This is a genomic window from Sphingobium sp. DC-2 (assembly GCF_000722555.1).
Lineage (GTDB): Bacteria > Pseudomonadota > Alphaproteobacteria > Sphingomonadales > Sphingomonadaceae > Sphingobium > Sphingobium quisquiliarum.
Genome location: NZ_JNAC01000066.1, coordinates 13130 through 36333 on the forward strand (window position 1 = coordinate 13130; position 23204 = coordinate 36333).

Annotated in this window: 25 protein-coding genes; 13 read left to right on the plus strand and 12 right to left on the minus strand. The window is 64.5% G+C overall.

The genetic code is table 11. The features are described from left to right. Nucleotides 1-44 precede the first annotated feature (44 nt). Nucleotides 45-929, plus strand: coding sequence for a metallophosphoesterase (locus tag ET21_RS0114660; RefSeq protein ID WP_030540274.1), 885 nt, complete (start codon nucleotides 45-47; stop codon nucleotides 927-929). An 8-nt stretch (nucleotides 930-937) separates the two neighbouring features. On the opposite strand, the gene ET21_RS0114665 is transcribed toward ET21_RS0114660, so the two are convergent. From ET21_RS0114665 to ET21_RS0114695, 7 genes are all read right to left on the minus strand, one after another. Further along, a complete protein-coding gene (locus ET21_RS0114665; RefSeq protein WP_030540275.1) occupies nucleotides 938-1468 on the minus strand; it encodes a DUF2239 family protein in 531 nt (176 codons plus the stop codon). A gap of 62 nt (nucleotides 1469-1530) precedes the next feature. After that, the gene (xth, locus tag ET21_RS0114670; protein WP_021237634.1) at nucleotides 1531-2304 is read right to left on the minus strand and encodes an exodeoxyribonuclease III; all 774 of its coding nucleotides are present in this window, start codon (nucleotides 2302-2304) and stop codon (nucleotides 1531-1533) included. Between the two features lie 80 nt (nucleotides 2305-2384). Next, nucleotides 2385-2711: an iron-sulfur cluster insertion protein ErpA gene (erpA, locus tag ET21_RS0114675; RefSeq protein WP_021237633.1), complete on the minus strand. Its 327-nt coding sequence runs from the start codon at nucleotides 2709-2711 to the stop codon at nucleotides 2385-2387. An 81-nt stretch (nucleotides 2712-2792) separates the two neighbouring features. Beyond that, a complete protein-coding gene (locus ET21_RS0114680; protein WP_030540276.1) occupies nucleotides 2793-3512 on the minus strand; it encodes a M23 family metallopeptidase in 720 nt (239 codons plus the stop codon). A gap of 104 nt (nucleotides 3513-3616) precedes the next feature. Next, the gene (locus ET21_RS0114685) at nucleotides 3617-4426 is read right to left on the minus strand and encodes a ferritin-like domain-containing protein (RefSeq protein ID WP_030540277.1); all 810 of its coding nucleotides are present in this window, start codon (nucleotides 4424-4426) and stop codon (nucleotides 3617-3619) included. Next, the gene (locus ET21_RS0114690; RefSeq protein ID WP_030540278.1) at nucleotides 4423-4884 is read right to left on the minus strand and encodes a peroxiredoxin; all 462 of its coding nucleotides are present in this window, start codon (nucleotides 4882-4884) and stop codon (nucleotides 4423-4425) included. The genes ET21_RS0114685 and ET21_RS0114690 overlap by 4 nt, the downstream gene beginning before the upstream one ends. Before the next feature lie 2 nt (nucleotides 4885-4886). Next, complete coding sequence (locus ET21_RS0114695; protein ID WP_030540279.1) at nucleotides 4887-7586, minus strand: bifunctional [glutamine synthetase] adenylyltransferase/[glutamine synthetase]-adenylyl-L-tyrosine phosphorylase; 2700 nt, start codon at nucleotides 7584-7586, stop codon at nucleotides 4887-4889. Nucleotides 7587-7723: 137 nt separating this feature from the next. On the opposite strand from ET21_RS0114695, the gene ET21_RS28780 reads away from it, so the two are divergent. Then, nucleotides 7724-7849: a hypothetical protein gene (locus tag ET21_RS28780; RefSeq protein ID WP_272945217.1), complete on the plus strand. Its 126-nt coding sequence runs from the start codon at nucleotides 7724-7726 to the stop codon at nucleotides 7847-7849. A 192-nt stretch (nucleotides 7850-8041) separates the two neighbouring features. Here ET21_RS28780 and ET21_RS0114705 read toward each other — a convergent pair whose 3' ends face one another. Continuing rightward, nucleotides 8042-8914, minus strand: a complete 873-nt coding sequence (locus tag ET21_RS0114705) for a neutral zinc metallopeptidase (protein WP_030540281.1) — start codon at nucleotides 8912-8914, stop codon at nucleotides 8042-8044. A gap of 140 nt (nucleotides 8915-9054) precedes the next feature. Between ET21_RS0114705 and ET21_RS0114710 the strand changes: the two genes are divergently transcribed. The 5 genes from ET21_RS0114710 (at nucleotide 9055) to ET21_RS26690 (ending at nucleotide 13728) form a co-directional block, all read left to right on the plus strand. Beyond that, nucleotides 9055-10233 carry a DUF3734 domain-containing protein gene (locus tag ET21_RS0114710; protein ID WP_021237626.1) on the plus strand — a complete coding sequence of 393 codons (1179 nt, stop codon included), beginning with the start codon at nucleotides 9055-9057 and terminating at the stop codon, nucleotides 10231-10233. Then, on the plus strand, nucleotides 10230-11021 hold the full coding sequence (locus ET21_RS0114715) for a 3-hydroxybutyrate dehydrogenase (RefSeq protein ID WP_021237625.1): 792 nt from the start codon (nucleotides 10230-10232) through the stop codon (nucleotides 11019-11021). Before ET21_RS0114710 ends, ET21_RS0114715 begins: the two co-directional genes overlap by 4 nt. A gap of 187 nt (nucleotides 11022-11208) precedes the next feature. Next, entirely contained in the window at nucleotides 11209-11763 is a 555-nt protein-coding gene (locus ET21_RS0114720; RefSeq protein ID WP_021237624.1) for an opacity-associated protein, read from the plus strand. Between the two features lie 196 nt (nucleotides 11764-11959). Further along, nucleotides 11960-13312, plus strand: coding sequence for an amidohydrolase (locus ET21_RS0114730; RefSeq protein WP_030540282.1), 1353 nt, complete (start codon nucleotides 11960-11962; stop codon nucleotides 13310-13312). A 137-nt stretch (nucleotides 13313-13449) separates the two neighbouring features. After that, nucleotides 13450-13728, plus strand: coding sequence for a hypothetical protein (locus ET21_RS26690; protein WP_162180710.1), 279 nt, complete (start codon nucleotides 13450-13452; stop codon nucleotides 13726-13728). Between the two features lie 43 nt (nucleotides 13729-13771). Here ET21_RS26690 and ET21_RS0114740 read toward each other — a convergent pair whose 3' ends face one another. The 4 genes from ET21_RS0114740 to ET21_RS0114755 all read right to left on the minus strand — a co-directional run bounded on the left by ET21_RS0114740 (nucleotide 13772) and on the right by ET21_RS0114755 (nucleotide 16395). Continuing rightward, a complete protein-coding gene (locus tag ET21_RS0114740; protein WP_030540284.1) occupies nucleotides 13772-14764 on the minus strand; it encodes a nucleotidyltransferase family protein in 993 nt (330 codons plus the stop codon). Continuing rightward, the gene (locus ET21_RS0114745) at nucleotides 14761-15624 is read right to left on the minus strand and encodes an HprK-related kinase A (protein ID WP_030540285.1); all 864 of its coding nucleotides are present in this window, start codon (nucleotides 15622-15624) and stop codon (nucleotides 14761-14763) included. The genes ET21_RS0114740 and ET21_RS0114745 overlap by 4 nt, the downstream gene beginning before the upstream one ends. After that, the gene (locus ET21_RS0114750) at nucleotides 15621-15908 is read right to left on the minus strand and encodes an HPr-rel-A system PqqD family peptide chaperone (protein WP_051209619.1); all 288 of its coding nucleotides are present in this window, start codon (nucleotides 15906-15908) and stop codon (nucleotides 15621-15623) included. Before ET21_RS0114750 ends, ET21_RS0114745 begins: the two co-directional genes overlap by 4 nt. 61 nt (nucleotides 15909-15969) lie before the next feature. Then, nucleotides 15970-16395 (minus strand): hypothetical protein, encoded by a 426-nt coding sequence (locus tag ET21_RS0114755; protein WP_030540286.1) that lies wholly within the window; start codon nucleotides 16393-16395, stop codon nucleotides 15970-15972. Between the two features lie 97 nt (nucleotides 16396-16492). On the opposite strand from ET21_RS0114755, the gene ET21_RS0114760 reads away from it, so the two are divergent. From ET21_RS0114760 to phoU, 6 genes are all read left to right on the plus strand, one after another. Further along, nucleotides 16493-17749 (plus strand): ATP-binding protein, encoded by a 1257-nt coding sequence (locus ET21_RS0114760; protein ID WP_030540287.1) that lies wholly within the window; start codon nucleotides 16493-16495, stop codon nucleotides 17747-17749. Nucleotides 17750-17894: 145 nt separating this feature from the next. Next, nucleotides 17895-18953, plus strand: a complete 1059-nt coding sequence (locus ET21_RS0114765) for a substrate-binding domain-containing protein (RefSeq protein ID WP_030540288.1) — start codon at nucleotides 17895-17897, stop codon at nucleotides 18951-18953. 9 nt (nucleotides 18954-18962) lie between these two features. Further along, a complete protein-coding gene (pstC, locus tag ET21_RS0114770; protein WP_021237615.1) occupies nucleotides 18963-20357 on the plus strand; it encodes a phosphate ABC transporter permease subunit PstC in 1395 nt (464 codons plus the stop codon). Nucleotides 20358-20406: 49 nt separating this feature from the next. Next, nucleotides 20407-21651, plus strand: a complete 1245-nt coding sequence (gene pstA / locus ET21_RS0114775; RefSeq protein WP_030540289.1) for a phosphate ABC transporter permease PstA — start codon at nucleotides 20407-20409, stop codon at nucleotides 21649-21651. A 5-nt stretch (nucleotides 21652-21656) separates the two neighbouring features. Continuing rightward, entirely contained in the window at nucleotides 21657-22445 is a 789-nt protein-coding gene (pstB, locus tag ET21_RS0114780; RefSeq protein WP_051209621.1) for a phosphate ABC transporter ATP-binding protein PstB, read from the plus strand. Nucleotides 22446-22506: 61 nt separating this feature from the next. Next, nucleotides 22507-23202, plus strand: coding sequence for a phosphate signaling complex protein PhoU (gene phoU, locus ET21_RS0114785; protein WP_021237612.1), 696 nt, complete (start codon nucleotides 22507-22509; stop codon nucleotides 23200-23202). The last annotated feature ends 2 nt before the right edge of the window (nucleotides 23203-23204 follow it).

A 23204-nucleotide genomic window follows, 5' to 3' on the forward strand; every position in this document is an offset into this window, starting at 1 on the left:
GGTCCAACGCGAAACAATATCGCGCATGCGCTCGTTGGAAGGGCATGGCTCGCATCGCTCACCTGTCCGACATACATTTCGGCGCGCATGATCCCAAGGTCGTATCCGCCGCCGAAGCATGGCTCCAACAAGCGCAACCCGATCTTGTCATCATCAGCGGCGACCTGACCCAGCGGGCGCGCCTGCAACAATTCAGGGATGCATCCGCCTGGCTCAACCGGCTAAGGGCTGCTGGCATGCGGCTGCTGGTCATTCCCGGCAACCATGACGTGCCGCTCTACGACGTGATCCGGCGGTTCGCTGCGCCGCTACGCCGCTACAAACGCTACATCAGCAATGATCTGTGCCCCTGGTATGAGGATGCGGAAGTCGCCATCCTGGGGATCAACACGGCCCGGTCGCTGACGATCAAGGATGGCCGCATTAACCATGAACAGATGCGCCTGCTGCGTGAACGTTTCGCTGCGGTCGCAACGGAAAAGACGCGCATTTTGGTGACCCACCATCCGCTCTTCGCCATGCCGATTGGCAAGGGGGGGGAACTCAGCGAAGCGGTTGGACGGCATGAGGATGCCGTCGCGGCTGCGCGCCAGGCGGGCATCCACATCGCCCTTGCCGGGCATTTCCACCGCACCTATGCCGAAGCCGCGCAAAAAATGGTGGCGGACGCGGGCGGCGCTCTCGTGATCCAGGCAGGCACCGCCACCTCGACACGGCTGCGCAATGCCGAACCACAGAGCTTCAACTGGTTGCACGTCCATCACAACGATGAGATCGAGTTACAGGTCGTGGTCTGGGACGGTGCAGGCTTCCAGCGCGGCCAGCACGTCGCCTATCGCCGCCAGGCGCAGGGTTGGACCTCCCAGGAAGTCTCCAGCGCCCGTTCCACGCGCCAAGGCATTAAGGTAGCCGCAATGGCCCGCGCATAAAGCGATCCCTATGTCCTGGGAGTAGCGAAGGCGGGCTCGGCCAGCGTAGCGCCATGATCACGGATGGCGGACGGCCATTCTTCCGACGCCTTGGCAAAGCCCTGCCTGTCCCGCGCATAGAGCGCCCTTATCGCATCCTCATAGCCGGGGCGATCTCCCGCCATGCCGGTCAGGAAGTGATAGGCTGCATCCATGGCTGCGCGTGGAGAGGGTGCGTCCTCCCCTGCCTTCCGCGCATCCTCCACCAGCCGCCGCAGCGCCGCCGATGCGCCCCCCGGCTGCGCGGCCAGCCACTCCCAATGACGCGGAAGCAATGTCACTTCGCGGGCTTGCACCCCCAACTTAGGACGGCCGCGTCCTCGTGATGGTTCCTGACCATCGCCACGCAGATCGATATCGACCTGGCGGCCAGTAGCGTCATCAAACAGCAATAGGTTCTGCGCGTCATTTCCTATGGCGCGCATGGCCGCGCGCACTTCATCTTCATCGCCGGTCGCGATCCAAAGATCTCCTGAAAAAACCGTGTATGTCCGCGTCATGCCGTCCTCCTGCGGCAGCATTTATAATATCCGGGTAATTATAGTCAATATACCCGGATAAATTATTCGGCCAGTTCTACCCATGCAGGGGCATGATCGCTGGCTTTTTCCCGCCCGCGAAAATCCTTGTCGACCTGCGCATCGATCAAGCGGTCGGCCGCGGCGGGACTCAGCAGCAGATGGTCGATACGAAAGCCCGCATCGCGCGGCCAGGCATTCATCTGATAATCCCAGTAGGTCCAGACGCCGCCTGCCGGATGCTTGCTGGCGATCGCATCGGTCCAGCCATCGCCCAGCAGACGGCGGTAAGCTGCGCGGCTTTCCGGCTGCATCAATGCATCACCCGCCATGGCCTTGACTGAATAGACGTCCTTGTCACGGGGGATGACATTATAGTCGCCAGCGAGAATGGCGGGCACCTCTTCCGCCCAGATCTGCCGGGCTCGTTCACGCAGCCGCTTCATCCATCGCAGCTTATAATCGAATTTCGGGCCCGGCAGCGGGTTGCCGTTGGGCAGGTAGATGCTGCTAACGCGCACCCCCTTCACATCCGCTTCAATATAGCGGCTATGCTCATCCTCAGGCTCACCTTCGAGGCCGCGCCGGACTTCCACCGGCGTCTCGCCACGGGCCAATATGGCCACGCCGTTAAACCCCTTCTGCCCGTGCCAGATCGCGCCATAGCCCACATCCTCGATATCCTTGAGCGGAAAGGTCTCGTCGGACGTCTTGATCTCTTGCAGGCACGCGATATCGGGCTGGGTTTCGTTCAGCCACTCCAGCAAGCGCGGCAGGCGCGCCTTGATGCCGTTGATATTGTAGGTCGCGATGCGCATCCGGAGCCTTTCTTACATTGCAACTGCGCCAGTCCAGCCTGTGCAACCGAACGTGCTCCTAGGGCATAATTCAAGAAAATTCAGATCGAAAAGCTTGACCCGCAGCCACAGCCGGCGGTCGCATTGGGATTGGTCACCTTGAACGCGGCCCCGCCCAGATCCGACACGAAGTCCACGGCCGAACCACGCACCAGGTCAAGGCTGACATCGTCGACCACAAGCGTCACCCCATCCCGCTCGACACTGACATCCTCCGCCTCGATCGCATCGGCCAATCCGAACCGGTATTGAAAGCCCGAACAGCCGCCGCCCTCCACAGCGAGGCGCAGGATCGCGGGCTTGCCCTGCTTGGCGGCAATGGCCGCTACGCGGGCGGCAGCGGAAGGAGTGAGGTCAATATCGGCCATGGCGCTTAGATAGGGTCAAGCAAAAGGCCCGGCAAGCCATGGCGTGCCGGGCCTTTGCAAAGGGTCGAAGAAGAAGCTCGTTCAGTCGGCGGCCTTTTCCTGCGCCTTGGTGGGGCCGCCCATGGCGATCGGCGGCTTGGTGTTCATCGCCACCAGATAGTCGGGACCAGCCACGAAGGGCAGCGGGTTCACAGCCTGGCCGTCGACGCGCACTTCGTAATGCAGGTGACTGCCGGTCGAACGGCCGGTCGATCCCATAAGGCCGATGAGCTGGCCACGGCGTACATAGCTGTTAGCGGAAACGATCAGCTTCGACATATGACCGTAGCGGGTTTCCATACCACCGCCATGCGAAATCTGGACGAGGTTGCCGTAGCCGCTGGCCCACCCGGCGCGGCTGACGATGCCATCAGCGGTCGCATAGATCGGGGTGCCAACCGGGCCGGGAATATCGACGCCCTTATGCATCCGCGCGCCGCCATTGAACGGGTCGGAGCGAACGCCGAAGTTGGACGTCAGCGACAGCTTTTCGACAGGACGGCCAGAGGGGATGTAGTTGGCCTGCTTGGCTTCGCCATCAAGCCGCTGCAAGCTGGAGAAAAGATTGGAAAAACCAACATCGGACGGCCCAAGGGGGCTGGTGTTGATTTCGGAGGCATCTCCGTACGGATCATCCTCGATGCTCTTGGCCGCGGCTGGCGCCGCCGCCGAAAGGACACCTGCCAAACCTGCGGCGCCCGCCAATTTTAAAGCCGACAGGAACCATCGCGCCCGGCGTGCATTGAAATGAGTAATCAACATTGCGACCCCGACTATTCACCGAAGGCTGTAGCCTCTCGGCGCTCCCGTTTGACCAAATTGCGGCACAAGCCGCCACCCGCAGCGGCAGAAGTGCAAATCACGGCTCATTGTGCAAGCGCGGCGTAATATTCCAGCGTTAAACCGGCTTGCCGACGCGCCGAGTCGTTGAACGGAGGTTTCAACGCGCCCCGGAAATGGCGTTTTACAAGGATTTGGTAAGAATTTGCGGGGTCCAGCCCCACTCGGTTCGCCGCATGGTTGAACCATGCTGTCCCCGCCGCGACATGCCGAATCTCATCGGCCATAATGCGCCTCAACATTCGCGCTGACAGTTCGTCCCCCGCCTGGGTAAACCGCTCCACGGTGGCGGGAGTGATGTCCAACGCCCGCGCCTCAAGCACCATCGGCACCACGGCCAAGCGCGCCATTGCATCATGCGCGGTTTCAGTCGCGGCCTGCCACAAACCGTCATGCGCGGGCAGCGCTCCGTAAAAGCTGCCCAGTTGCCGCAAGCGGCGGTCGAGCAGTGCGAAGTGCATCGCCTCCTCCGCCCCCACCCGCATCCAGTCTTCGGTAAAGGCGCGGGGGAAATCTCCTCCGAACCGGCCGATCAGGTCGAACGCCAGATCGATTGCGACGAATTCAATATGTGCGAGCGCGTGTAGCATGGCAGCGCGTGCCCGGTCCGCCCCCATCTTGCCGCGCCTTGGCATCTGGTTGGGTGGCAGGAGCTCCGGCTTGCCGGGGCGTGCAGGCCGATCGGGCATCGCCACGTCGAAGCGGTGATCAAGCCGCCCCTTCGCCCATGTGCGAGCGGCCTGCCGCGCCGCCATCACCTTCTTATAAGGATCAGCGCAGTTCAGCACATGGGCGCAGGCGGCTCCTACGCTCTCGTTTGGCAGAGGCAGGCTCAAAGCGCCTTCGCAGCCTCCAGCACCTCGGCGGCATGGCCCTTCACCTTCACTTTCGGCCAGACGCGGACGGCCTTGCCGCCAGCGTCGAACAGGAAGGTTGCCCGCTCGATGCCCATATATTTGCGGCCGTAGAGTGACTTTTCCACCCAAGTGCCGAAAGCCTCACATGCCGTGCCTGGCTCATCCGACGCCAGCGTGACGGCAAGGCCATATTTATCGGCGAACTTCTTGAGCTTGGCGGGCTTGTCCTTCGAAATACCGACGACGGGTACGCCGATCGCCGCGAAATCCTGTTGCAGACTGGTGAAGTCCTTCGCCTCGTTGGTGCAGCCCGGCGTATCCGCCTTCGGATAGAAATAGACCGCCAGCGGCGCGCCACGGTAGCGTGACAGGTTGAAATCAACGCCATCCGCATCCTTGAGCGTCACATCGGGCAAGACGTCACCAACTTCCAGCATCGTCACTTCTCCTCAAAGCGCGCAGCCAGCGCCGCCCAGGCATCGCGCACCCTTTGCCGGGCCTGATCGTAGCTTTCAAGCAGCGCCTCCCAGTTTTCAACGCCGCATGCGCGCGCGACCACCGGCCGCGTGGCCTCAGGCGGCTCGGTCGATCCCGGCGAAACAAGGCGCGACACAATCAGGAAGCGCGTGATCAGGTCATGCGCCGCAACCAGCTCAGCGGGCAGATGCCCGGCAGCGGCCAATTGCGCCAGCGCCGCCCGCAGATCCGGGTCGAACGCCATATTATGCTGGAATTGCGTGACATGGATCAGGAACTCCAGGTCGACGAGTCCACCGGGGACAAGTTTGACGTCCAGATCGCTCGACGGCGGCTTGTGCCTGGCGATGTCGCCGCGCATCTTGACGGCATTGCGCGCAAGCTCGTCAAAATCGCGCGGCCGCTCCAGTGTTTCGGAAAGGATGGCGTTCAGCGCCGCCCTGCCCTGCCGGGAACCGAACACGGGCCGCGCGCGAGTGAGCGCCAGATGCTCCCAGGTCCAGGCCTCCTCCCGCTGATAGCGCGCGAAGCTGTCCAGACTTACTGCCAGCAGCCCCTGTGCGCCCGAAGGCCGCAGCCTCGTGTCCACCTCGTACAGCGGACCCGCTGCGGTCTGCACCGACAGGGCATTGGTTATGCGCTGGCCAAGGCGATTGAAATATTGCGTCGCGCCCAGCGGCCGGGCACCATCTGATTCCGTCAAAAAATCGCCCGTGAAGAGATAGACGAGGTCAAGGTCGGACGCGTGGGTCAGTACGCCCCCGCCCAGCCTGCCCAGCGCGAGGATCAGCATCTCCCCACCCGGCACCTTGCCATGCGCGCTTTCGAACTCCGCGACGGTCGCACGCGCCAGCGCTTCGATTGCGCCCTCCGCCACGCGGGAATAGCCACGGCCCGCCTCCAGCGGATCGCCGCCGCGAATAATCTGCGCGCCCAGCGCGAAGCGGCGATCATTCACCCGTTGGCGCACGCGGTCGAGCAGCGCCTGATAATCCTCGCCCGGCTCCAGCTGGGCAAACTGTTCGGCAAGCACCTCCACCGGCGGCGGCGGATCGAAGGCGGATGTGTCGATCAAGCCGTCCAGCAATTCCGCCCTGCGCCCAAGTGCATCGGCCAGCGTCGGCGCATGGCTCAGAAGTTCGGCCAGCAGCTCCACCAGCCCCGGCCGGGCGGCAAGCAGCTTGAAGAAGTTGATGGCGCTCGGCAACCGGCCGATCAGGTCGTCCAGCCGGTTGAGCGCTCGCGCCGGATCAGGCGCCTTGGCGAGCGCGCGCATGAGGCCCGGCAGCAGTTCTTCCAGCGCTTCGCGGGACGGCGCGCTGCGCAACGCCCGAATCGTGCCGCCGCGCCATCGTGTGATGCGCGCCACCGGCGTCTGCGCATCGGCAAAGCCCAGGTCGGTCAGTTGCGCCGCCAAGCGCTCCTCATCATGCGATAACGCTTCGTCTTTCGCTGCGGGCGTCAGCTTGTCATAGTTGCGGCCGACCCATTCGACCTTCGGGCGCAGCAGGTCCAGCAGCGCGCCGCCGTCCGCCAGCCCATGCAGCCGCGCGACATTGTCCATTGCCTCGGCTGTCTTGGGCAGTTCGTGCGTCTGGCGATCCTCGACCATCTGCAACCGGTGCTCGATCGTGCGGAACAGCACATAGGCTTCGTCCAGCCGCTGCGCGTCTTCCTGTTCCAGCACGCCTGCTGTGGCGAGAGCGCGCAGCGCCTCGCGCGTATTGCCCGATCGCAATGCCGGATCGCGGCCGCCGTGGATGAGCTGGTGGACCTGCGCGAAAAACTCGACTTCCCTGATGCCGCCCCGCCCGCGCTTGAGGTCATAGCCGGGGCCGAATGCCTGGCCCTGTGCATAATGATCGCGGATGCGGCGGGAGATGTCGACGATGGCGTCGATCGCGCCGAAATCGAGGCTGCGGCGCCAGACGAAGGGGCGAATCTGCTGAATGAAATAGTCGCCTAATGCGAAATCGCCAGCCGCTGGCCGGGCGCGGATGAAGGCCGCCTGTTCCCAGCCCACGGCGGTCGATTCATAATAGCCGATGGCCGCTTCCACCGGCAGGGCGATGGGGGTGGCTTCAGGCGAGGGACGCAGGCGCAGGTCGATGCGGAACACATAGCCGTCGCCGTCACGGGCGTTCAACAGCTCGCTGACCCGCCGCCCGATCCTGACCGCCGCGTCCGCCACATCCTCCCGCTCGCCATGGGGCAGGCGGGCGGGATCGTAGAGCAATATGGGATCGATATCAGAGGAATAGTTGAGTTCGCGGCTGCCATGCTTGCCCAAGGCCAGCACGACAAAGCCCTCCGGCCGCGCATCGGGGTAGCGTTCGGCAAAGGCGGTTGCCAGAGCCTCCTCCAGCGCCTGGTCGGCAAAGTCGGACAAGGTGCGGGTCACGCGGTCCAGCGGCCATGCCCCCGAAAGGTCCGCAGCGGCCGTAACCAGCGCCAGCGCGCCCCTGCGCCGCCGCAGCGACCGGGCGACGCCATCGGCCGGATCGGCAATGTCCCGCGCAGCCTGGAGCGCCACGTCGTAATCGCCCGCCGCCAGCAGGTCCGTCACCGCCGGGAAACGATCCATCTGCCTGGAAAGAAAAGGCGAATGCGCCTGCATCCGCTCCGCTACCGCCGTCCAGTCCGTCACCTGCGCCTCTCCCATAACGGGACCGCTATCGCGCCGGTGGAACGTGAACGCCAGAAACTTTTCGTCATCTTGGCCGTTGAACATACATGGAAATGCAGCGAAAATCGTTGAGAGCATCGAGCGGAGGGCCTGACGGCTCCCGGCGCGCTGTCGTGACGATCGGTCTTCCCCAGCCTGATGAAGGCATCGGCAATGCGCTTCGTTCCACCTTCCGCGCGCGGCGGGAGAGCCTGCCCGACGATATGATGGATTTGCTCAGGAAGCTTGATCATCATTGATTTGCGTGGCGGTCAGATGATTTAAAAACAATCATTTATGGTTAGGCTGGTTATTGAATCCGACTCTTCCTTTTGAAGAAGAAGTAGGACCCTTCGACAGGCTCAGGGCGAACGGGGTGGGTGTTCGGGTTGATCGGTCCCTCACCCTTTCAGCCTTCACCTTTCACCCTGCTAATAGGCGTACTTATCCCCTCACCCCTTGAATGTGTCGCATTGGGCGGGGTCGCCGCTGGCCAGTCCCTTGCGGAGCCATTGCATCCGCTGCTCGCTGCTGCCGTGAGTGAAGCTTTCGGGCACGGGGCGGCGGCCAGCGGCTTTTTGCAACGTGTCGTCGCCAATCGCCTGCGCGGCGGTCATGCCTTCTTCCAGATCGCCCGCCTCCATGAGGCCGGTGCGCTTGGCCCAGACCCCGGCATAGCAGTCCGCCTGCAATTCGACCCGGACTTGCAGGGCGTTGCCTTCCGCTTCGTTCACCGCGCGCTGGCGCTGGTTCACCTGACGCAAAGTGCCTTCCAGATCCTGCACATGATGGCCGACCTCATGAGCGATGACATAGGCCTGCGCGAAATCCCCCGGCGCACCGAAACGCTGGCGCAGTTCAGTGAAAAAGTCGGTGTCGAGATAGATTTTCTGGTCATTGGGGCAGTAGAAGGGCCCCATCGCGCTTTGCGCCGCGCCGCAGCCCGACGCGCCATTCTGGGAATAGAAGGACAGGACGGTTGGCCGGTATTGCTGACCCGCCTCGCTGAAAATCTGGCCCCAGACCCGCTCGGTCGACCCCAGCACCCGCAGCGACCAATGTTGAATGTCCGTCAGCTTCTGCGGATCGCGGCTGACCTCCGCATTCTGCTGCACCGGCCCGCCTCCGCCACCGACGAGGCTGAGCGGATTGACGCCCATCACCGCCAGGATGATCAGGACGACGACGATGCCGCCACAGCCGAAGCGGCTGCCGATGAAGGGCAGCAGCATGCCAAGGCCGCCGCCAAGCCCGCCCCCGAATCCGCCCCCGCGTCCGCTCTGCACCTCGAAGTTGGAACTTTCCTGTTCATTGTCCAACCGCATGACATTCTCCCTCGCCGCCCTGGTGCAGGCTGTAGACCAGCCTCGGAACGGTTGCGATACGGCTTTGGTTGCCTAAGCGCACGGATAATCACACGCCGCCCGTTGGAATGCCGCTGACATTAGTTATATTGCACTGCGACATGGCTGATATCGATCCCCCAATCCGCCGCCGCGGCACGACACCGCTGCCCCTTCCCAATGAGGTCGCCTTGTTGTTGCAGGGCGGCGGAGCGCTCGGTTCCTTCCAGGCCGGTGTCTACGAGCGGCTGGACAATCTGGGGATCGACATAAGCTGGGTCGCGGGCATTTCCATCGGCGCGGTCAATGCGGCGATCATCGCGGGCAACCTGCCGCACCGGCGGCTCAGCAGGCTGAAGAAATTCTGGCTGACCGTGTCGGGCGGCATGCCCAATATCGTGCTGCCGGAAATCGACCATATCCGCGAAGCCGCGCATCTGATGGCGGCGGGCGCGGTGGCGACATTCGGCGTGCCCGGCATGTTCCGCCCCCGCCTGTGGCCGGCGCCGCTGATGCCGGAGGGAACGCCGGGGGCCATCAGCTTCTATGACAGCGCGCCGCTCAAGGACACTCTGGACGCCTGCGTCGACTGGGACCTGCTGAACGACGGGCCGGTGCGCCTGTCAGTGGGCGCGGTCGATGTCGAAAGCGGCAATTTCGCCTATTGGGACACGCGCGGCCCCGATGGCAAGACACGCATCGACGCCCGCCACATCATGGCTTCGGGCGCGCTGCCGCCGGGCCTGCCGCCGATCGAGATTGACGGGCGCTGGTATTGGGACGGCGGCATCGTGTCGAATACGCCGCTCGCCCATGTGCTGGATCATCAGAGCGAGGACATGCTGGTGTTCCAGGTGGACCTTTTCCCCGCCGAAGGCCCCAAGCCGCAGCAGATGACGGACGTTTACTCGCGCACCAAGGACATTCAATATTCCAGCCGCACGCGTCAGGTGACGGATCAATATCTGCGCCTGCGCCGCGAGCACCGCGCCATCGCCGCGCTGCTGAAAAAGCTGCCCCCGGAGCTTCAGAACGATCCCGACGCGCTGAGGCTGCGCCAGTGCCTGGATCGCGGATCGGTCAACATCGTCCACCTGATCTACCGCAGCCGCGCCTGGGAAAGCGGCGCGCGCGACTTCGAATTTTCCCGCTCGACCATGCTCGACCATTGGTCGCAAGGGCGCGACGCGGTGCAGGAAGTCATGCACAAGGGCGACCTGATCGCCCGCAACATATTGAACGGGAAAAGCGCCACATTCGACCTCGACGCGCCCGATCACCTCAAGGAGAAGAACGCATGACCAAGTCTCTGGCCGGAAAGACCGCATTGATCACGGGATCCACCTCCGGCATTGGCCTTGCCTATGCGAAGGCGCTGGCGGCGGAGGGCGCGAACATCGTCATCAACGGCTTTGGCGACGCGCAGGCGATCGAGCAGGAGCGGCAGGCGCTGGAGCAGGCGAGCGGAGCCAGGGCGCTCTACAGCGGTCATGACCTGACCAAGCCCGCCGAGATCGAGGCGATGATGAAGGAAGCCGCCGATGCCTTTGGCGGGGTCGACATCCTGATCAACAATGCGGGCATGCAATATGTCTCTCCGATCGAAGAATTTCCGGTCGAAAAATGGGACCTGATCATCGCGCTCAACCTGACCAGTGCTTTCCACACGTCGCGTCTGGCCGTGCCCTATATGAAGTCGAAAAAGTGGGGCCGCATCATCCAGACGGCCAGCGCCCATTCGCTGACCGCGTCCCCGTTCAAGAGCGCCTATGTGACGGCCAAGCATGGCCTAGCGGGCCTTACCAAGACGCTGGCGCTGGAACTCGCGACCTTCGGCGTCACCGCAAATTGCATTTCGCCCGGCTATGTCTGGACCCCGCTGGTGGAAAACCAGATCCCCGACACGATGAAGGCGCGGAACATGACGCGCGAGCAGGTGATGAACGACGTCCTGCTTGCCGGACAGCCGACGAAACAGTTCGTCACCGTGGAGCAGGTCGCCGCCATGGCGCTGTTCCTGTGCAGCGACGCAGCGGCCAATATCACCGGCGCGAACATGAGCATCGATGGCGGCTGGACCGCGCAATAGCCGCGCGTCGAACATCCTCTTCGGCGCCGCAGCATCCCTGCTCCGGCGCCGCCAGCCGCGCTAAATTATTGTGATAAATTTGTCACGCGCGGAAGCATTTGTTTTCCGGGCGGGAAACCAACCTTCCCTCGTGCAGTTTTCCTCCCCGACGGGTTTGATCATCAAAACTGCTTAAAGGGAGTAATCCATGAAGAAATTTCTTTTCGCAGCCGCGCTGGCGGCAGCGCTGCCTTCGGCGGCTTTCGCTCAGGAAGAAACCGCACCTGACGGCACGCCCGCTTTCGGCGTCGAACCCTATGTCGGCGTGCTTGGCGGCTGGCACAGCTTCGACCGTGGATCGGAATTCGGCAGCGTTCCCGGCGAAACCGTGATGAGCGGCGCGATCCTCAGCGGCGTCGCGGGCATCAACGTGCCGCTCGGCCCCGTCTTCGTCGGCGTGGAAGGCAATGCGACCAAGGGCTGGGCTGACATCGATTGGGAATATGGCGTGAAGGGCCGCTTCGGCGCCCGCGCCGGTGACAGCGGCATGATCTTCGCATCGGCGGGTTATCAGTGGGTCAATGGCAAGCAGGGCTGGCCGAACCGCAAGGATTGGATGTACGGCGTCGGCGTTGAAGTCGGCCCGAAGGACATCGGCCTGGGCGGCATCACCGGCAACAGCGGCATTCGCCTGCGTTTCCAGACCGAAACCTATGATTTCGACAGCTTCCGCCCGACCGCGGGTGTGATCTTCCACTTCTGATCCATCCCATAGCGATCAGAGGAAGGCGTCCGTCTCATGACGGGCGCCTTTTCCTTTGCGGGCGCTTCCGGCATTTGCATTATGCTGGCCGGGCCTGTTGCGCTCCTGCGCCGCTTCATCGCGCAGGCGTTGCCGCCCCCCTTCCAAGTCGATGCCAAACAGCTATGCTCGCCATCGAAACGGGAGCTTCATCATCATGCGTCATGCCTTGGCGGCTCTGGTGGCCGCGTCCAGCCTTTCATCACCGTCGCACGCGCAGACGCCGCCCGCGCCCCCCGCTGCTCCTGCCCCGCCTAACGAGATCGCAGCCGCCATCGCCAGGGACATGGACGGGCTGATGTCGCTCTATCGCGACCTTCACGCCAATCCCGAACTGTCGGAACAGGAAAGCGCCACCGCCGCCAAGCTCGCGCGCAGGCTGAAGGCGATGAAGTTCGACGTGACGGAAAAGGTAGGCGGCACGGGCGTCGTCGCGGTGATGAAGAATGGCGGCGGGCCGGTATTGCTGATCCGCGCGGACATGGACGCCCTGCCGGTGACGGAACAGACCGGCCTGCCCTTCGCCTCCAAGGTGAGGACGAAGACGACCGATGGCGTGGAGACGGGCGTCATGCACGCCTGCGGCCATGACACGCACATGACCGCCTTCATCGAAACGGCGCGCCTGCTTTCCTCCATGAAGGACAGGTGGAAGGGCACTTTGGTGATGATCCTGCAACCGGCGGAGGAAGTCGGCCGGGGCGCGCGGCTGATGCTGGAGGACGGGCTGTACACGCGCTTCCCCCGCCCGACCCATGCGCTGGCCTTTCACGACGCGGCCAATCTGGAGGCGGGCAAGATCGGCTACACGCCGGGCTATGCGCTCGCCAATGTCGACAGCGTGGACATAGTGGTGCGGGGAACCGGCGGGCACGGCGCCTATCCCCAGACCGCGCGCGACCCCATCGTGCTGGGCGCGCGGATCGTCTCCTCCCTCCAGACGCTGGTCAGCCGGGAACAGGACCCGCTCGACCCGGCGGTGGTGACGGTCGGCAGCTTCATCGGCGGGGCGAAGCACAACATCATCCCGGACGAAGCGAAGCTGCTGCTCACGGTGCGCAGCTATTCGGACGAGACCCGCGAAAAGCTGATCCGGGGCATAGAGCGGATCGCGCGCGGCGAAGCGATCGCGGCGGGCATCCCCGAAGACCGCATGCCGGTGGTGAGCGTGAAGGATGAGTTCACTCCCGCCGCCTACAATCCGCCCGCCTTCGCCAACCAGATGGCCGACAGGCTGAAGGCGCATTTCCCCGGCGGCGATGTCATGGAGGTCAAGCCGTCGATGGGCGGCGAGGATTTCGGCCGCTATTATCGCGCGGACAAGAGCATCAACAGCTTCATCTTCTGGGTGGGCGGGGTGCCCGCGGAACAGATGGCGAAGGCGGCGGCGGGCCAGGCGAGCCTCCCTTCGCTCCACAGCCCCTTCTGGGCCCCGCAAGCCGACAAGGTCATCGCCACCGCCAGCGAGGCGATGACCGTGCTGGCGCTCGACATATTGAAGAGGGACTGACCGGAAGGCGGGCTGGCGGGACGGCGGCCCTCCTCCACCCTTCGGCTGACCCTGGACTTTGGTTCATCACCCTCTTTAGCAAGCGGGAGAAGTGATGAGGTGATCTACTCTGTGCGCTTCGCAAGGAGGTGATGACCATGGAAGACAAGCCGATTTCCGCCGCCGAAGACAGACGCAGCTTCCTCAAGACCTGCGGCAGGTTCGCTGCGACGGTTCCTCCTGCGATGACGATCCTGGTGTCCACCTCGCTCACGTCCGAAGCGATCGCGCAGTCGGCTGGCGGCGGAGGTGGCGGCGGCACAAAGGATAGCGGCGTCAAGACCGGCGCGGACTCCGGCGTGAAAAGCGGGAAGGATATAGGCGTGAAGCAGCCTGAGCCCGTGCGCGATCATCCTGAAAGGAACAAGGGCAACTGACCGGAGCGTCCGGTTCCTTCCCCGACAGGCGCGGGCCAGCGGCCTATCCGGGACGATGCCCCTTGCGCCATTTGGTGAGCAGGTGCCGCGCCAGCATCAGCGGCGGCATCCGCAGCCAGTGGGACCGGATATAGAAGGCCGAGCGCAGCAGCTTCCGGCTTTCCCGTCCCCAGCCGTCACGCGCGAGCAGGCGGCGCAGGACAATGCGGTCCCAGAGGGTCAGCCGCGCCTTGCCCGTGCCATACAGCGCATCCGCCAGCCGCTGCGCCTGCCGCACATGCGGCGCGATGCCGTGCCGCCGCGCGCGCGCATCCAGCTTGCGCAGGTCGGCATCGGCCAGCAGGCAGTGAATGTCCCAGAGATTGCGCAGCCCGCCCGCAAGGTCGCCATCGGCAAGCATGTGGGCGGCGGCGTGGCAGACCCGGTCCTCCGGCGAGAGAATATATAACTTTCCGGTAATGGGAACGGCGGCGGCCAGCATCGCGTCCGCATCAGGCTTCTGCCGCGCGGTCAACGGCAATATGGTGTGATGCACATCGATCATGCGGTCGCGATCGCGGTGGATCAGCGGCGGCAGTTCGTGCATCCATTGGCGGTAATAGGCGTCGTCATAAGGGTCCTGCTTGACCCATTCCCAGCCCGCCGCGATGAGGCGCTGCTCCACATCCGCCATGGCCCCGCGCGGGACCAATATGTCAAGGTCGCCGATGAAGCGCCCCTCCCCCGCCGTCAGTCCGGCGGCGGCATAGGCCGTGCCCTTGAGGAGGACCACCGGGCCGTCCCAATCCGCAAGCGCCGCCGCTGCCCGGTCCGCTTCCCACAGCGCCTGCCGGGTTTCGCGTTCCGCCTCCCTGCGCGCGTCGGCCCAGATCCGGCGCACCGGCTCCGGCACGGGGCCATCGCCAATGCGCAGCGCCAGCGTGCCGATCAGCCTTTCCGCCCGTGCCGCCGCGATAAGGGCGTTCCACCCCGCCCCGTCCAGCGCCGCGACAGCGGCCGGTTGCCGCAAGGCCTGCACCAGCAGCGCGGCGCTCATGCCCGCTCCGCCCATAATTGCTCGACCATGGCGATCGCCTGTTCGCCCGATGGAAAGTCGATCGCGTGGGCGGGAACATTCTGGACGAAGAGGGTCAGCGCGCGAAATCCCGCTTCCCCCAGCGCGACATAGTTGGTCGATGCCTGGGTGAGGCGCATGAAGACCTCCGCCTGTCCCACCGGCCGGATGTCGGCGTCTCCGCCAAAGCGGGGGAACAGCAGCAAGGCCGGTTGCCCGCCCGCCTCCATGCGATCGATCGCGGTGGAGCGCGGCACGAGATGGCGGATGTCCCCCTTCGCAGTGCCAGCCAGCAAGGGCCCCATCCGCTGTTCCGGCACGTCCGCCGCCAGCACGCCGATCGCGCTATTTTTGAGCGACACGAGCCGGGGGAAGGGAAATATCCACCCGCTTTCTAGGTCCAGCAGCGCGAATTCGTCGCCCATCAGCCGCCAGCCCCGCTCGCCAAGCTGCGCGGCCAGGGTGGACTTGCCCGAACCGGACTCGCCCGTCATCACCAGCACGCGCCCGTCCTTCTCGACGCTGGAGGCGTGGAGCAGAAGGTGCCGCCGCCAGCCCAGCGCCATTTGCAGGTTCATGCCCATTTCCGCCGCGAGCAGACCATGCGCCAGGCTCATCGGCGCGGCTTCGGCAAGGCCATGATCGCCGGTGATGAAGATCGAGGGACGCAGCCAGCGGCGCAACGGGCTTACAGGCTCCAGCCGCACGCTGAAATCCGCTATCGCGCCGGGCAAAATGGGATAGGCGGCATAGAGGCTGGCAAGCCGGTCGATCGGATCGCGCCAGGCCGACCCGACCCGGAAGACCGCCGGTCCGATCCCGATGGTGATATGATGCTTCACAGGCCGCGCACCAGCCCCAGCCCGGCCAGTTCCGCCAGATGCGCGCCGATGAGGGCGACCGCTTCGGCGGCATCGCCCAATTCGTAGCGCTGGCTCATGTGGCGGTGGATGTCCGCAGGGGAAGCGGGACGCGTTTCGTCCAGAGCGTCCAATATCTCCGGCACGGGGCTGATCACCATATGGGTCTGGCCCGACGCGCGATGGTAGAGCAGCGTCATGCCGTCCAGCGCGCAAGCCGCGATCGCATCGCGTTCCAATCGGCAATAGCGGCTTAATCTGGTCACAACCCTGCTTCCTGCCGGTGGTCCTTCGCCACCGCTTTACAGCAGAGGAGTAATCAGGTGCCTAACGCGGCATTTGCAAGGAAGCGAAACAGGTAAAGCCGCTCGTCCCGGACTGAAGGCGGCGGATATAGTTCAGATAGGCCTGATTCTGCTCATAGCTCGTTCCCGGCAGCGGCCGTCCGCGCAGGGCCTGCTTCACCTGTTCCCCGGTGAAGCTGCGCCCAGTGCCGGGGAAAGCGCCCGGCGTGCCAGCGGGCACCACCTGTCCGCTGGGGGCGATATAATTGCCCGCCCGCCCCTGATCCGGGACGTTGATGGTGCAGTTGAGGACCGAGGCGGCCGTGTTGGCGAGGGCCGGACGGATGGAAACGATGGCCGAAGCCGCCACCGCGCCGCCCATCAGCAACTGACGGCGGGAGGACACGGCAAGGCTGGTTGCTTCCTCTTCATCCGCCTTTGCGGCCTGTCCGGGCAGTTGCTCGCTCATACCATAATGATCCGCTATCGCGCTTGCCAAAGCGTAAAGATTGCTCGCTATTGGCCAGCCATCGCAGCAAGTGCGCTGAAAATCCAGCTTGGTAACCATGAATCGACTGACCATCTCCCAGATCATCGCCTCTCTCGCCGTGCTGCTGGCCACGGGCAGCGCCTTGATGCTGGGCGCAGCGCCGCTGGCGGTCGCCTTGCCGGTGCTGGCAGGCGTGGCGGTGCTGCTGATCACCTCTCAGGGCGCGGAGCCCGGAACGGAGGCACCCGCCGCCCCTGCCGAGCCGCCCATACCCGACCTTGCCGCCCATCCCGACTTCACAAGCCTGCTGGAGGGCATTTCCGACCCGCTGCTGCTGATCGAGAAAGGCCGCATCCTGCGGGCGAACCGTGCAGCGCAGCGCCTGCTGGGGACTCATATCGAGGGGGAGGATGCGCGCATCGCCATCCGCCATCCGGCTGCGGCGGAACGGCTGGCGAATCAGGCCCCGATGGCGGAGCCCGCGATGGTCGAACTGGTGGGGCTGGGCACGCGCGAGCAGCGCTGGCAGATGCGGATCGCGCCGCTGGGCGATCCCGCGCAGGTGCGGCGGCTGGTCCACCTTGCCGACCATAGCGGCGCTTATGCGGCGGAGCGGATGCGGGTGGATTTCGTCGCCAACGCCAGCCACGAACTGCGCACGCCGCTGGCGGGCATATTGGGCTTTATCGAGACGCTCGCCGATCCCGATCTTGGCCGCGACACCGAAACGCGCCAGCGCTTCCTGAAGATCATGGAGGGCGAAGCGCGGCGGATGCAGCGGTTGATCGAGGATCTTCTGTCGCTGTCGCGGATCGAGGCGGAGAAATATCGCGCCCCGGTCAGCGAGGTCGACCTGTCCGAACTGGTGGCCGAAACAGTGAGCGTCTTCCGCGCCAGCCATGACGAGCGGGGCCGCGACGTGGAAATGGACATCGCGCCGGGCCTTCCCGCCGTGCAGGGCGACCGGGCACAGTTATCGCAGCTGCTCCACAACCTTATCGGCAATTCGGTGAAATATGGCCGCCCCGGCACGCCGATTCGCGTGAGCCTGGGCGAAGGGCCAAGCGGCATGTCGCGCATCTGCGTGGCCGACGAGGGGGAAGGCATCGGCCCCGATCACCTGCCCCGCCTGACCGAACGATTCTACCGCGTCGATTCGGGGCGCAGCAGGGCCATGGGGGGCACCGGCCTTGGCCTCGCCATCGTGAAGCATATCGTCGAACGCCACCGGGGAAGGCTGGATATCAGCAGCGTGCTGGGCAAGGGCACCACCGTTTCCATCCTGCTGCCGCGCAGCACCGAAGGCGACAAGGCCGCGTGGCGGCACGGCTGAAATCAAGCGATTGAAATGACGTGCAGGAGGCGATGTCATAAAAATGCAATTGGATTGTCACAAAGGCGCGACGTAGCGCGGTTAAGGCGCGTTCCCATGAGGGGGGCGGCGACTGCGATCGCGGCCATAATGATGGAGATTTCCCGTGAAGCATTTCGCCTTGTTCGCCGCGACGGCTGCGGCTGCATTCACTCTCACCGGCTGCGGCGACCAGGGTGCGGGCGGCGGCGCTGGCGGCACGCGCGACCAGATTCGCGCCGTTGGTTCATCGACCGTCTATCCCTTCGCCACGGCGGCGGCTGAACTGTTCGTGCAGGGCAATCCGGGCATGAAGTCGCCAATCATCGAATCGACCGGCACTGGCGGCGGCATGAAGCTGTTCTGCGCTGGCGTGGGCGCGCAGCACCCCGACATCGCCAACGCGTCGCGCCGCATGAAGAAGTCGGAATTCGACGATTGCCAGAAGAATGGCGTCAAGGACATCATCGAAGTCCAGATTGGCGTGGACGGCCTGGCCTTCGCCGAATCCAAAAAGGGTCCCGGCCTCAAGCTGACGCCCAAGATCGTCTATGAGGCGCTGGCCGCCAATCCCTATGGCAAGGGACCGAACAAGACCCAGAACTGGAAGGATGTGGACCCCAGCCTGCCCGCCACCCCGATCAGCGTCTTCGGCCCGCCATCAACCAGCGGCACCCGCGACTCGCTCGCCGAGCTGATCCTGACCAAGGGCTGCGAGAGCGATCCGGCGATGAAGGCGCTCAAGGACAAGGATGAGGACGAGTTCAAGGCGACGTGCACCCGCGTCCGCGAAGACGGCAAATATGTCGACTCGGGCGAAAACGACAATCTGATCGTGCAGAAGCTGGGCGCGAACCCGCAGGCCGTCGGCGTGTTCGGCTTCAGCTTCCTTGAAGAAAATAAGGACACGTTGAAGGACGTGCCGGTCAACGGCATCGAAGCGACCTACGAAACCGTTTCCACCGGCCAATATCCCGGCGCGCGTCCGCTCTATCTTTACATCAAGAAAGCGCACATGACGGCCATCCCCGGCCTTCAGGCCTATCTCAACACCTTCGTCGCGAACTGGGCCCCGAACGGCGCCCTGACCAAGCGCGGCATGGTCGCCGCGCCTGAGGATGTCCGCAAGGCGAACGCCGAAGCGGTCAAATCGCTGGCCGTGCTTGACGGTTCGAAGCTGAAATAAGCGAAGACGATGACAGGTCCTGCAATCCTCCTGCTGCTGGCCGGGCTTGGCGCGATCGCCTGGGTCAGCGCCCGCGCCCGCGCGCTGCGGCTGCAATCCACGGCGCGGGCGTCGGGACGGCGCGACGCGGTGCACAGCCTTCCGGGCTATCATGGCTGGTATGTCGCGCTGTGGACGCTCATTCCGGCGGCCATCTTCCTTGCCGTCTGGTCGAATGTCGCGCCGGGCCTCGTGACGCAGGATGTGCTGCAAAGCCCGGCGGCGCAGGACCTGCCCGCCGACGCCTTTTCGCGCTCCGCCGTGCTGGCAGAAGCCCGCGCGATTGCGACCGGGCGTCAGGCGGGCGCGTTCAACCCTCTCTCGCAGGGCCTTGTCGAACCCTACCGGCAGGCGAGCGACAAGTTCGGCTATGCCGGGGCGGCGCTGGCGATCGTCCTCGCCTTTGCTGGGGGCGCTTACGCCTTTACCCGCGTTCGCCCCGATTTCCGGGCGCGCACGCGGGTCGAGCGGCTGGTGATGGCGGCGTTGCTGATCGCCTCTCTGCTGGCGATCGTCACGACGCTGGGGATCGTGGTGTCGCTATTGTGGGAAAGCTTCCGCTTCTTTTCGATGGTGAGCCCCGTCGATTTCCTGTTCGGCACGAAATGGAGCCCCCAATCCGCGGCGCTCGGCTATGGCAATGACGATGCGTTCGGGGCGGTGCCGCTTTTCTGGGGCACCATCTTCATCGGCGCGATCATCGCCATGGTCGTCGCCATCCCCCTGGGGCTGATGAGCGCCGTCTATCTGACCCAATATGCCCGGCCCGCCGTCCGCAGGTGGATGAAGCCGATGCTTGAGGTGCTGGCGGGCGTTCCAACGGTGGTCTACGGCTATTTCGCCGCGCTCACCATCGCGCCCGCGCTGCGCGACTTCGCCGTTGCGATCGGCATTCATGGCGCATCGTCGGAAAGCGCGCTGGCGGCTGGTCTGGTCATGGGCGTGATGATCATCCCGTTCGTTTCCTCCATGGCCGACGACAGCATCGCCGCCGTGCCGCAATCGATGCGAGACGGCAGCCTGGCCATGGGCGCGACCACCAGCGAGACGATCCGCAAGGTGCTGATCCCCGCCGCCCTGCCGGGCGTGGTCGGCGGCGTGCTGCTGGCGGTGAGCCGCGCGATCGGCGAAACGATGATCGTGGTGATGGCTGCTGGCCTTGCCGCCAACCTCACCCTGAACCCGTTCGCCAGCGTGACGACCGTGACGACGCAGATCGTGCAGCTTTTGACCGGCGACCAGGAATTCGACAGCGCCAAGACGCTGGCGGCATTCGCCCTGGGCCTCGTCCTGTTCGTGGTGACGCTGCTGCTCAACATCGTGGCCCTGCGGGTCGTGAAGAAATATCGCGAGGCCTACGAATGAGCCTGTCCTTACCTACGCCGTTCATCCTGAGTCCGAACGGGAAAGCGCTATGACCGCAAAACGCCTCCCCACCGACTGGCAGTCGGACGCCATGCGCAGGCGGATCGCGCGGCGCTATGCGTCGGAGCGCCGGTTCAAGGCCGCGGGCCTGCTCGCGGTGCTGCTGTCCGCCGCTTTCCTCGCCTTCCTGCTGTTCAGCATGCTGGGCAACGGCCTCAACGGCTTCACGCGCACGGAGATCGCGGTGAAGACCGACTTCCCTGCCTCCCCCATCCTGCTGGACCCCGCCGCGATCACTGATCAGGCGCTCGCCAACGCCAACCTGCCGATGGTGACGGGCGAAGTCGTGAAGAAGGCGCTCGGCCCCGATGCCGAAGAATGGGTGTCCCCCACCGCCTGGACCGTGCTGCGCGACGCGATCAAGGCTGATCCCGAAATCCTTGGGCGGACGGAAACGCTGCGCCTGCCCGCCTCCACCGCGATCGACCTTGCCGCCAAGAGCGATGGCGCGCCCGAAGCCGAAGCGGCCGTCGATCGCCTGAAAAAGGCGGGCCTGCTGTCGACCGGCTTCAACACTGGCTTCCTGACGGGCAGCGACGGCACCGATCCGACGCAGGTCGGCATCTGGGGCGCGTTCAAGGGATCGTTGCTCACGATGCTGGTGACGCTGGTGCTGAGCTTCCCCATCGGCGTTGCGACCGCCGTCTATCTGGAGGAATATGCGCGCAAGAACTGGCTGACCGACATCATCGAAGTGTCGATCAACAATCTGGCGGCCGTCCCCTCCATCATCTTCGGTCTGCTGGGGCTTTCGATCTTCCTCAACTTCCTGCACCTGCCGCGCTCGGCCGCGCTCGTCGGGGGCATGACGCTGGCGCTGATGACCATGCCGGTCATCGTCATAGCGGGCCGCAACGCCATCAAGTCGGTGCCGCCGAGCATCCGCGACGCCGCGCTCGGCATCGGGGCCAGCCCCGTGCAGGTGGTGTTCCACCATGTCCTGCCGCTCGCTTTGCCCGGCATCCTCACCGGCACGATCATCGGCATGGCCCGCGCCCTGGGCGAAACCGCGCCGCTGCTGATGATCGGCATGCGCGCCTTCATCGCCACGCCGCCGGGCGGGATCACCGATCCCGCAACGGTGCTGCCGGTGCAGATCTTCCTCTGGTCGGACGAAGTCTCCAAGGGCTTCGTCGAAAAGACATCCGCCGCCATCATCGTCCTGCTGATCTTCCTGCTCGCGATGAACGGCCTCGCCATCTACCTGCGCAACAAGTTTGAAAAACGGTGGTAACGATGATGCACGAACCGCAAACCCTGGTGCCAGCCACCGAAACCAAGATGACCGCGCGCGACGTGAAGGTCTTTTACGGCGAAAAGCAGGCGATCAAGGGCGTCTCCATCGACGTCGACATGGACAATGTCACGGCCTTCATCGGCCCGTCGGGCTGCGGCAAGTCGACCTTCCTGCGCACGCTCAACCGCATGAACGACACGGTGGCGAGCGCGCGGGTCGAAGGCACGATCACGCTGGACGGCGAGGATATCTACGCCCCCAGCATGGACGTGGTGCAGCTGCGCGCGCGGGTCGGCATGGTGTTCCAGAAACCCAACCCCTTCCCCAAGTCGATCTACGAGAATATCGCCTACGGGCCGCGCATCCACGGCCTTGCCAGCAGCAAGGCGGACCTTGACGTCATCGTCGAAAAGTCGCTGCGCCGCGCTGGCCTGTGGGAGGAAGTGAAGGACCGCCTGAACGACAGCGGCACCGCCCTGTCGGGTGGTCAGCAGCAGCGCCTGTGCATCGGCCGCGCCATTGCCGTCGAACCCGAAGTCATATTAATGGACGAGCCCTGCTCGGCCCTGGACCCGATCGCCACGGCCAAGATCGAGGAGTTGATCCACGAACTGCGCGGCCGCTACGCCATCGTCATCGTCACCCACAATATGCAGCAGGCCGCGCGCGTGTCGCAGCGCACCGCTTTCTTCCACCTGGGCGAACTGGTCGAATATGGCGTGACGTCTGACATCTTCACCAATCCGCGGCAGGAGCGGACCAAGGATTATATCACCGGCCGCTACGGCTGAGCCGGCGAACGAAACACCCGGCATCGGCCTGCAAGAAACGATGCCAGCGGAGAGACGAGACATGGCAGAACATACGATCAAGGCCTTTGACGAGGAAATGGACAAGCTGCGCGGCCTGATCGCCGAAATGGGCGGGCGCGCGGAATCGGCGATCGAAAACGCGATGCTGGCGCTGCAACGCCATGACAAGGCGCTGGCGGCGGAAGTCGTGACCGGCGACAAGCGCATCGACGCGATCGAGGCGGAGGTCGAGAAACTGGCGATCGAGATCATCGCCCTGCGCGCGCCCATGGCCAACGACCTGCGCGACGTGATCGCGGCGCTGAAGATCGTCGGCGTGGTCGAACGCATCGGCGACTATGCCAAGAATATCGCCAAGCGCGTGCCGCTGGTCGCGTCCAACCAGCGCACGCAGGAGCCGATCGCGCTTCTTCCTTCGATGGGCCAGGTCGCGGGCGAGATGGTGCATGACGCGCTGAACGCCTTCGCCGCGCGCGATGCGGACCTGGCCGTGGCGGTATGCAAGCGCGATACGGTGGTCGACGATTTCTACAACAGCGTGTTCCGCACGCTCGTCACCTTCATGGTCGAAAATCCAAAGACGATCAGCGAATGCGCGCATCTGCTGTTCATCGCCAAGAATATCGAGCGGATCGGCGACCATGCCACCAACGTCGCCGAGATGGTCTATTATGCCGCCACCGGCCAGACCCTGCCGGAGCGCGAGCGCGGCGGCACCCAGCCCCTGGAGGACTGAAT

Excerpts from the sequence above, each read along its gene's own strand:
- ET21_RS0114660 (WP_030540274.1), top strand. The coding sequence starts at position 45 with ATGGCTCGCATCGCTCACCTGTCCGACATACATTTCGGCGCGCATGAT.
- ET21_RS0114665 (WP_030540275.1), bottom strand. The coding sequence starts at position 1,468 with ATGACGCGGACATACACGGTTTTTTCAGGAGATCTTTGGATCGCGACC.
- xth (WP_021237634.1), bottom strand. The coding sequence starts at position 2,304 with ATGCGCATCGCGACCTACAATATCAACGGCATCAAGGCGCGCCTGCCG.
- erpA (WP_021237633.1), bottom strand. The coding sequence starts at position 2,711 with ATGGCCGATATTGACCTCACTCCTTCCGCTGCCGCCCGCGTAGCGGCC.
- ET21_RS0114680 (WP_030540276.1), bottom strand. The coding sequence starts at position 3,512 with ATGTTGATTACTCATTTCAATGCACGCCGGGCGCGATGGTTCCTGTCG.
- ET21_RS0114690 (WP_030540278.1), bottom strand. The coding sequence starts at position 4,884 with ATGCTGGAAGTTGGTGACGTCTTGCCCGATGTGACGCTCAAGGATGCG.
- ET21_RS0114695 (WP_030540279.1), bottom strand. The coding sequence starts at position 7,586 with ATGGGAGAGGCGCAGGTGACGGACTGGACGGCGGTAGCGGAGCGGATG.
- ET21_RS0114705 (WP_030540281.1), bottom strand. The coding sequence starts at position 8,914 with ATGCGGTTGGACAATGAACAGGAAAGTTCCAACTTCGAGGTGCAGAGC.
- ET21_RS0114710 (WP_021237626.1), top strand. The coding sequence starts at position 9,055 with ATGGCTGATATCGATCCCCCAATCCGCCGCCGCGGCACGACACCGCTG.
- ET21_RS0114715 (WP_021237625.1), top strand. The coding sequence starts at position 10,230 with ATGACCAAGTCTCTGGCCGGAAAGACCGCATTGATCACGGGATCCACC.
- ET21_RS0114720 (WP_021237624.1), top strand. The coding sequence starts at position 11,209 with ATGAAGAAATTTCTTTTCGCAGCCGCGCTGGCGGCAGCGCTGCCTTCG.
- ET21_RS0114730 (WP_030540282.1), top strand. The coding sequence starts at position 11,960 with ATGCGTCATGCCTTGGCGGCTCTGGTGGCCGCGTCCAGCCTTTCATCA.
- ET21_RS26690 (WP_162180710.1), top strand. The coding sequence starts at position 13,450 with ATGGAAGACAAGCCGATTTCCGCCGCCGAAGACAGACGCAGCTTCCTC.
- ET21_RS0114740 (WP_030540284.1), bottom strand. The coding sequence starts at position 14,764 with ATGAGCGCCGCGCTGCTGGTGCAGGCCTTGCGGCAACCGGCCGCTGTC.
- ET21_RS0114755 (WP_030540286.1), bottom strand. The coding sequence starts at position 16,395 with ATGAGCGAGCAACTGCCCGGACAGGCCGCAAAGGCGGATGAAGAGGAA.
- ET21_RS0114760 (WP_030540287.1), top strand. The coding sequence starts at position 16,493 with ATGAATCGACTGACCATCTCCCAGATCATCGCCTCTCTCGCCGTGCTG.
- pstC (WP_021237615.1), top strand. The coding sequence starts at position 18,963 with ATGACAGGTCCTGCAATCCTCCTGCTGCTGGCCGGGCTTGGCGCGATC.
- pstA (WP_030540289.1), top strand. The coding sequence starts at position 20,407 with ATGACCGCAAAACGCCTCCCCACCGACTGGCAGTCGGACGCCATGCGC.
- pstB (WP_051209621.1), top strand. The coding sequence starts at position 21,657 with ATGCACGAACCGCAAACCCTGGTGCCAGCCACCGAAACCAAGATGACC.
- phoU (WP_021237612.1), top strand. The coding sequence starts at position 22,507 with ATGGCAGAACATACGATCAAGGCCTTTGACGAGGAAATGGACAAGCTG.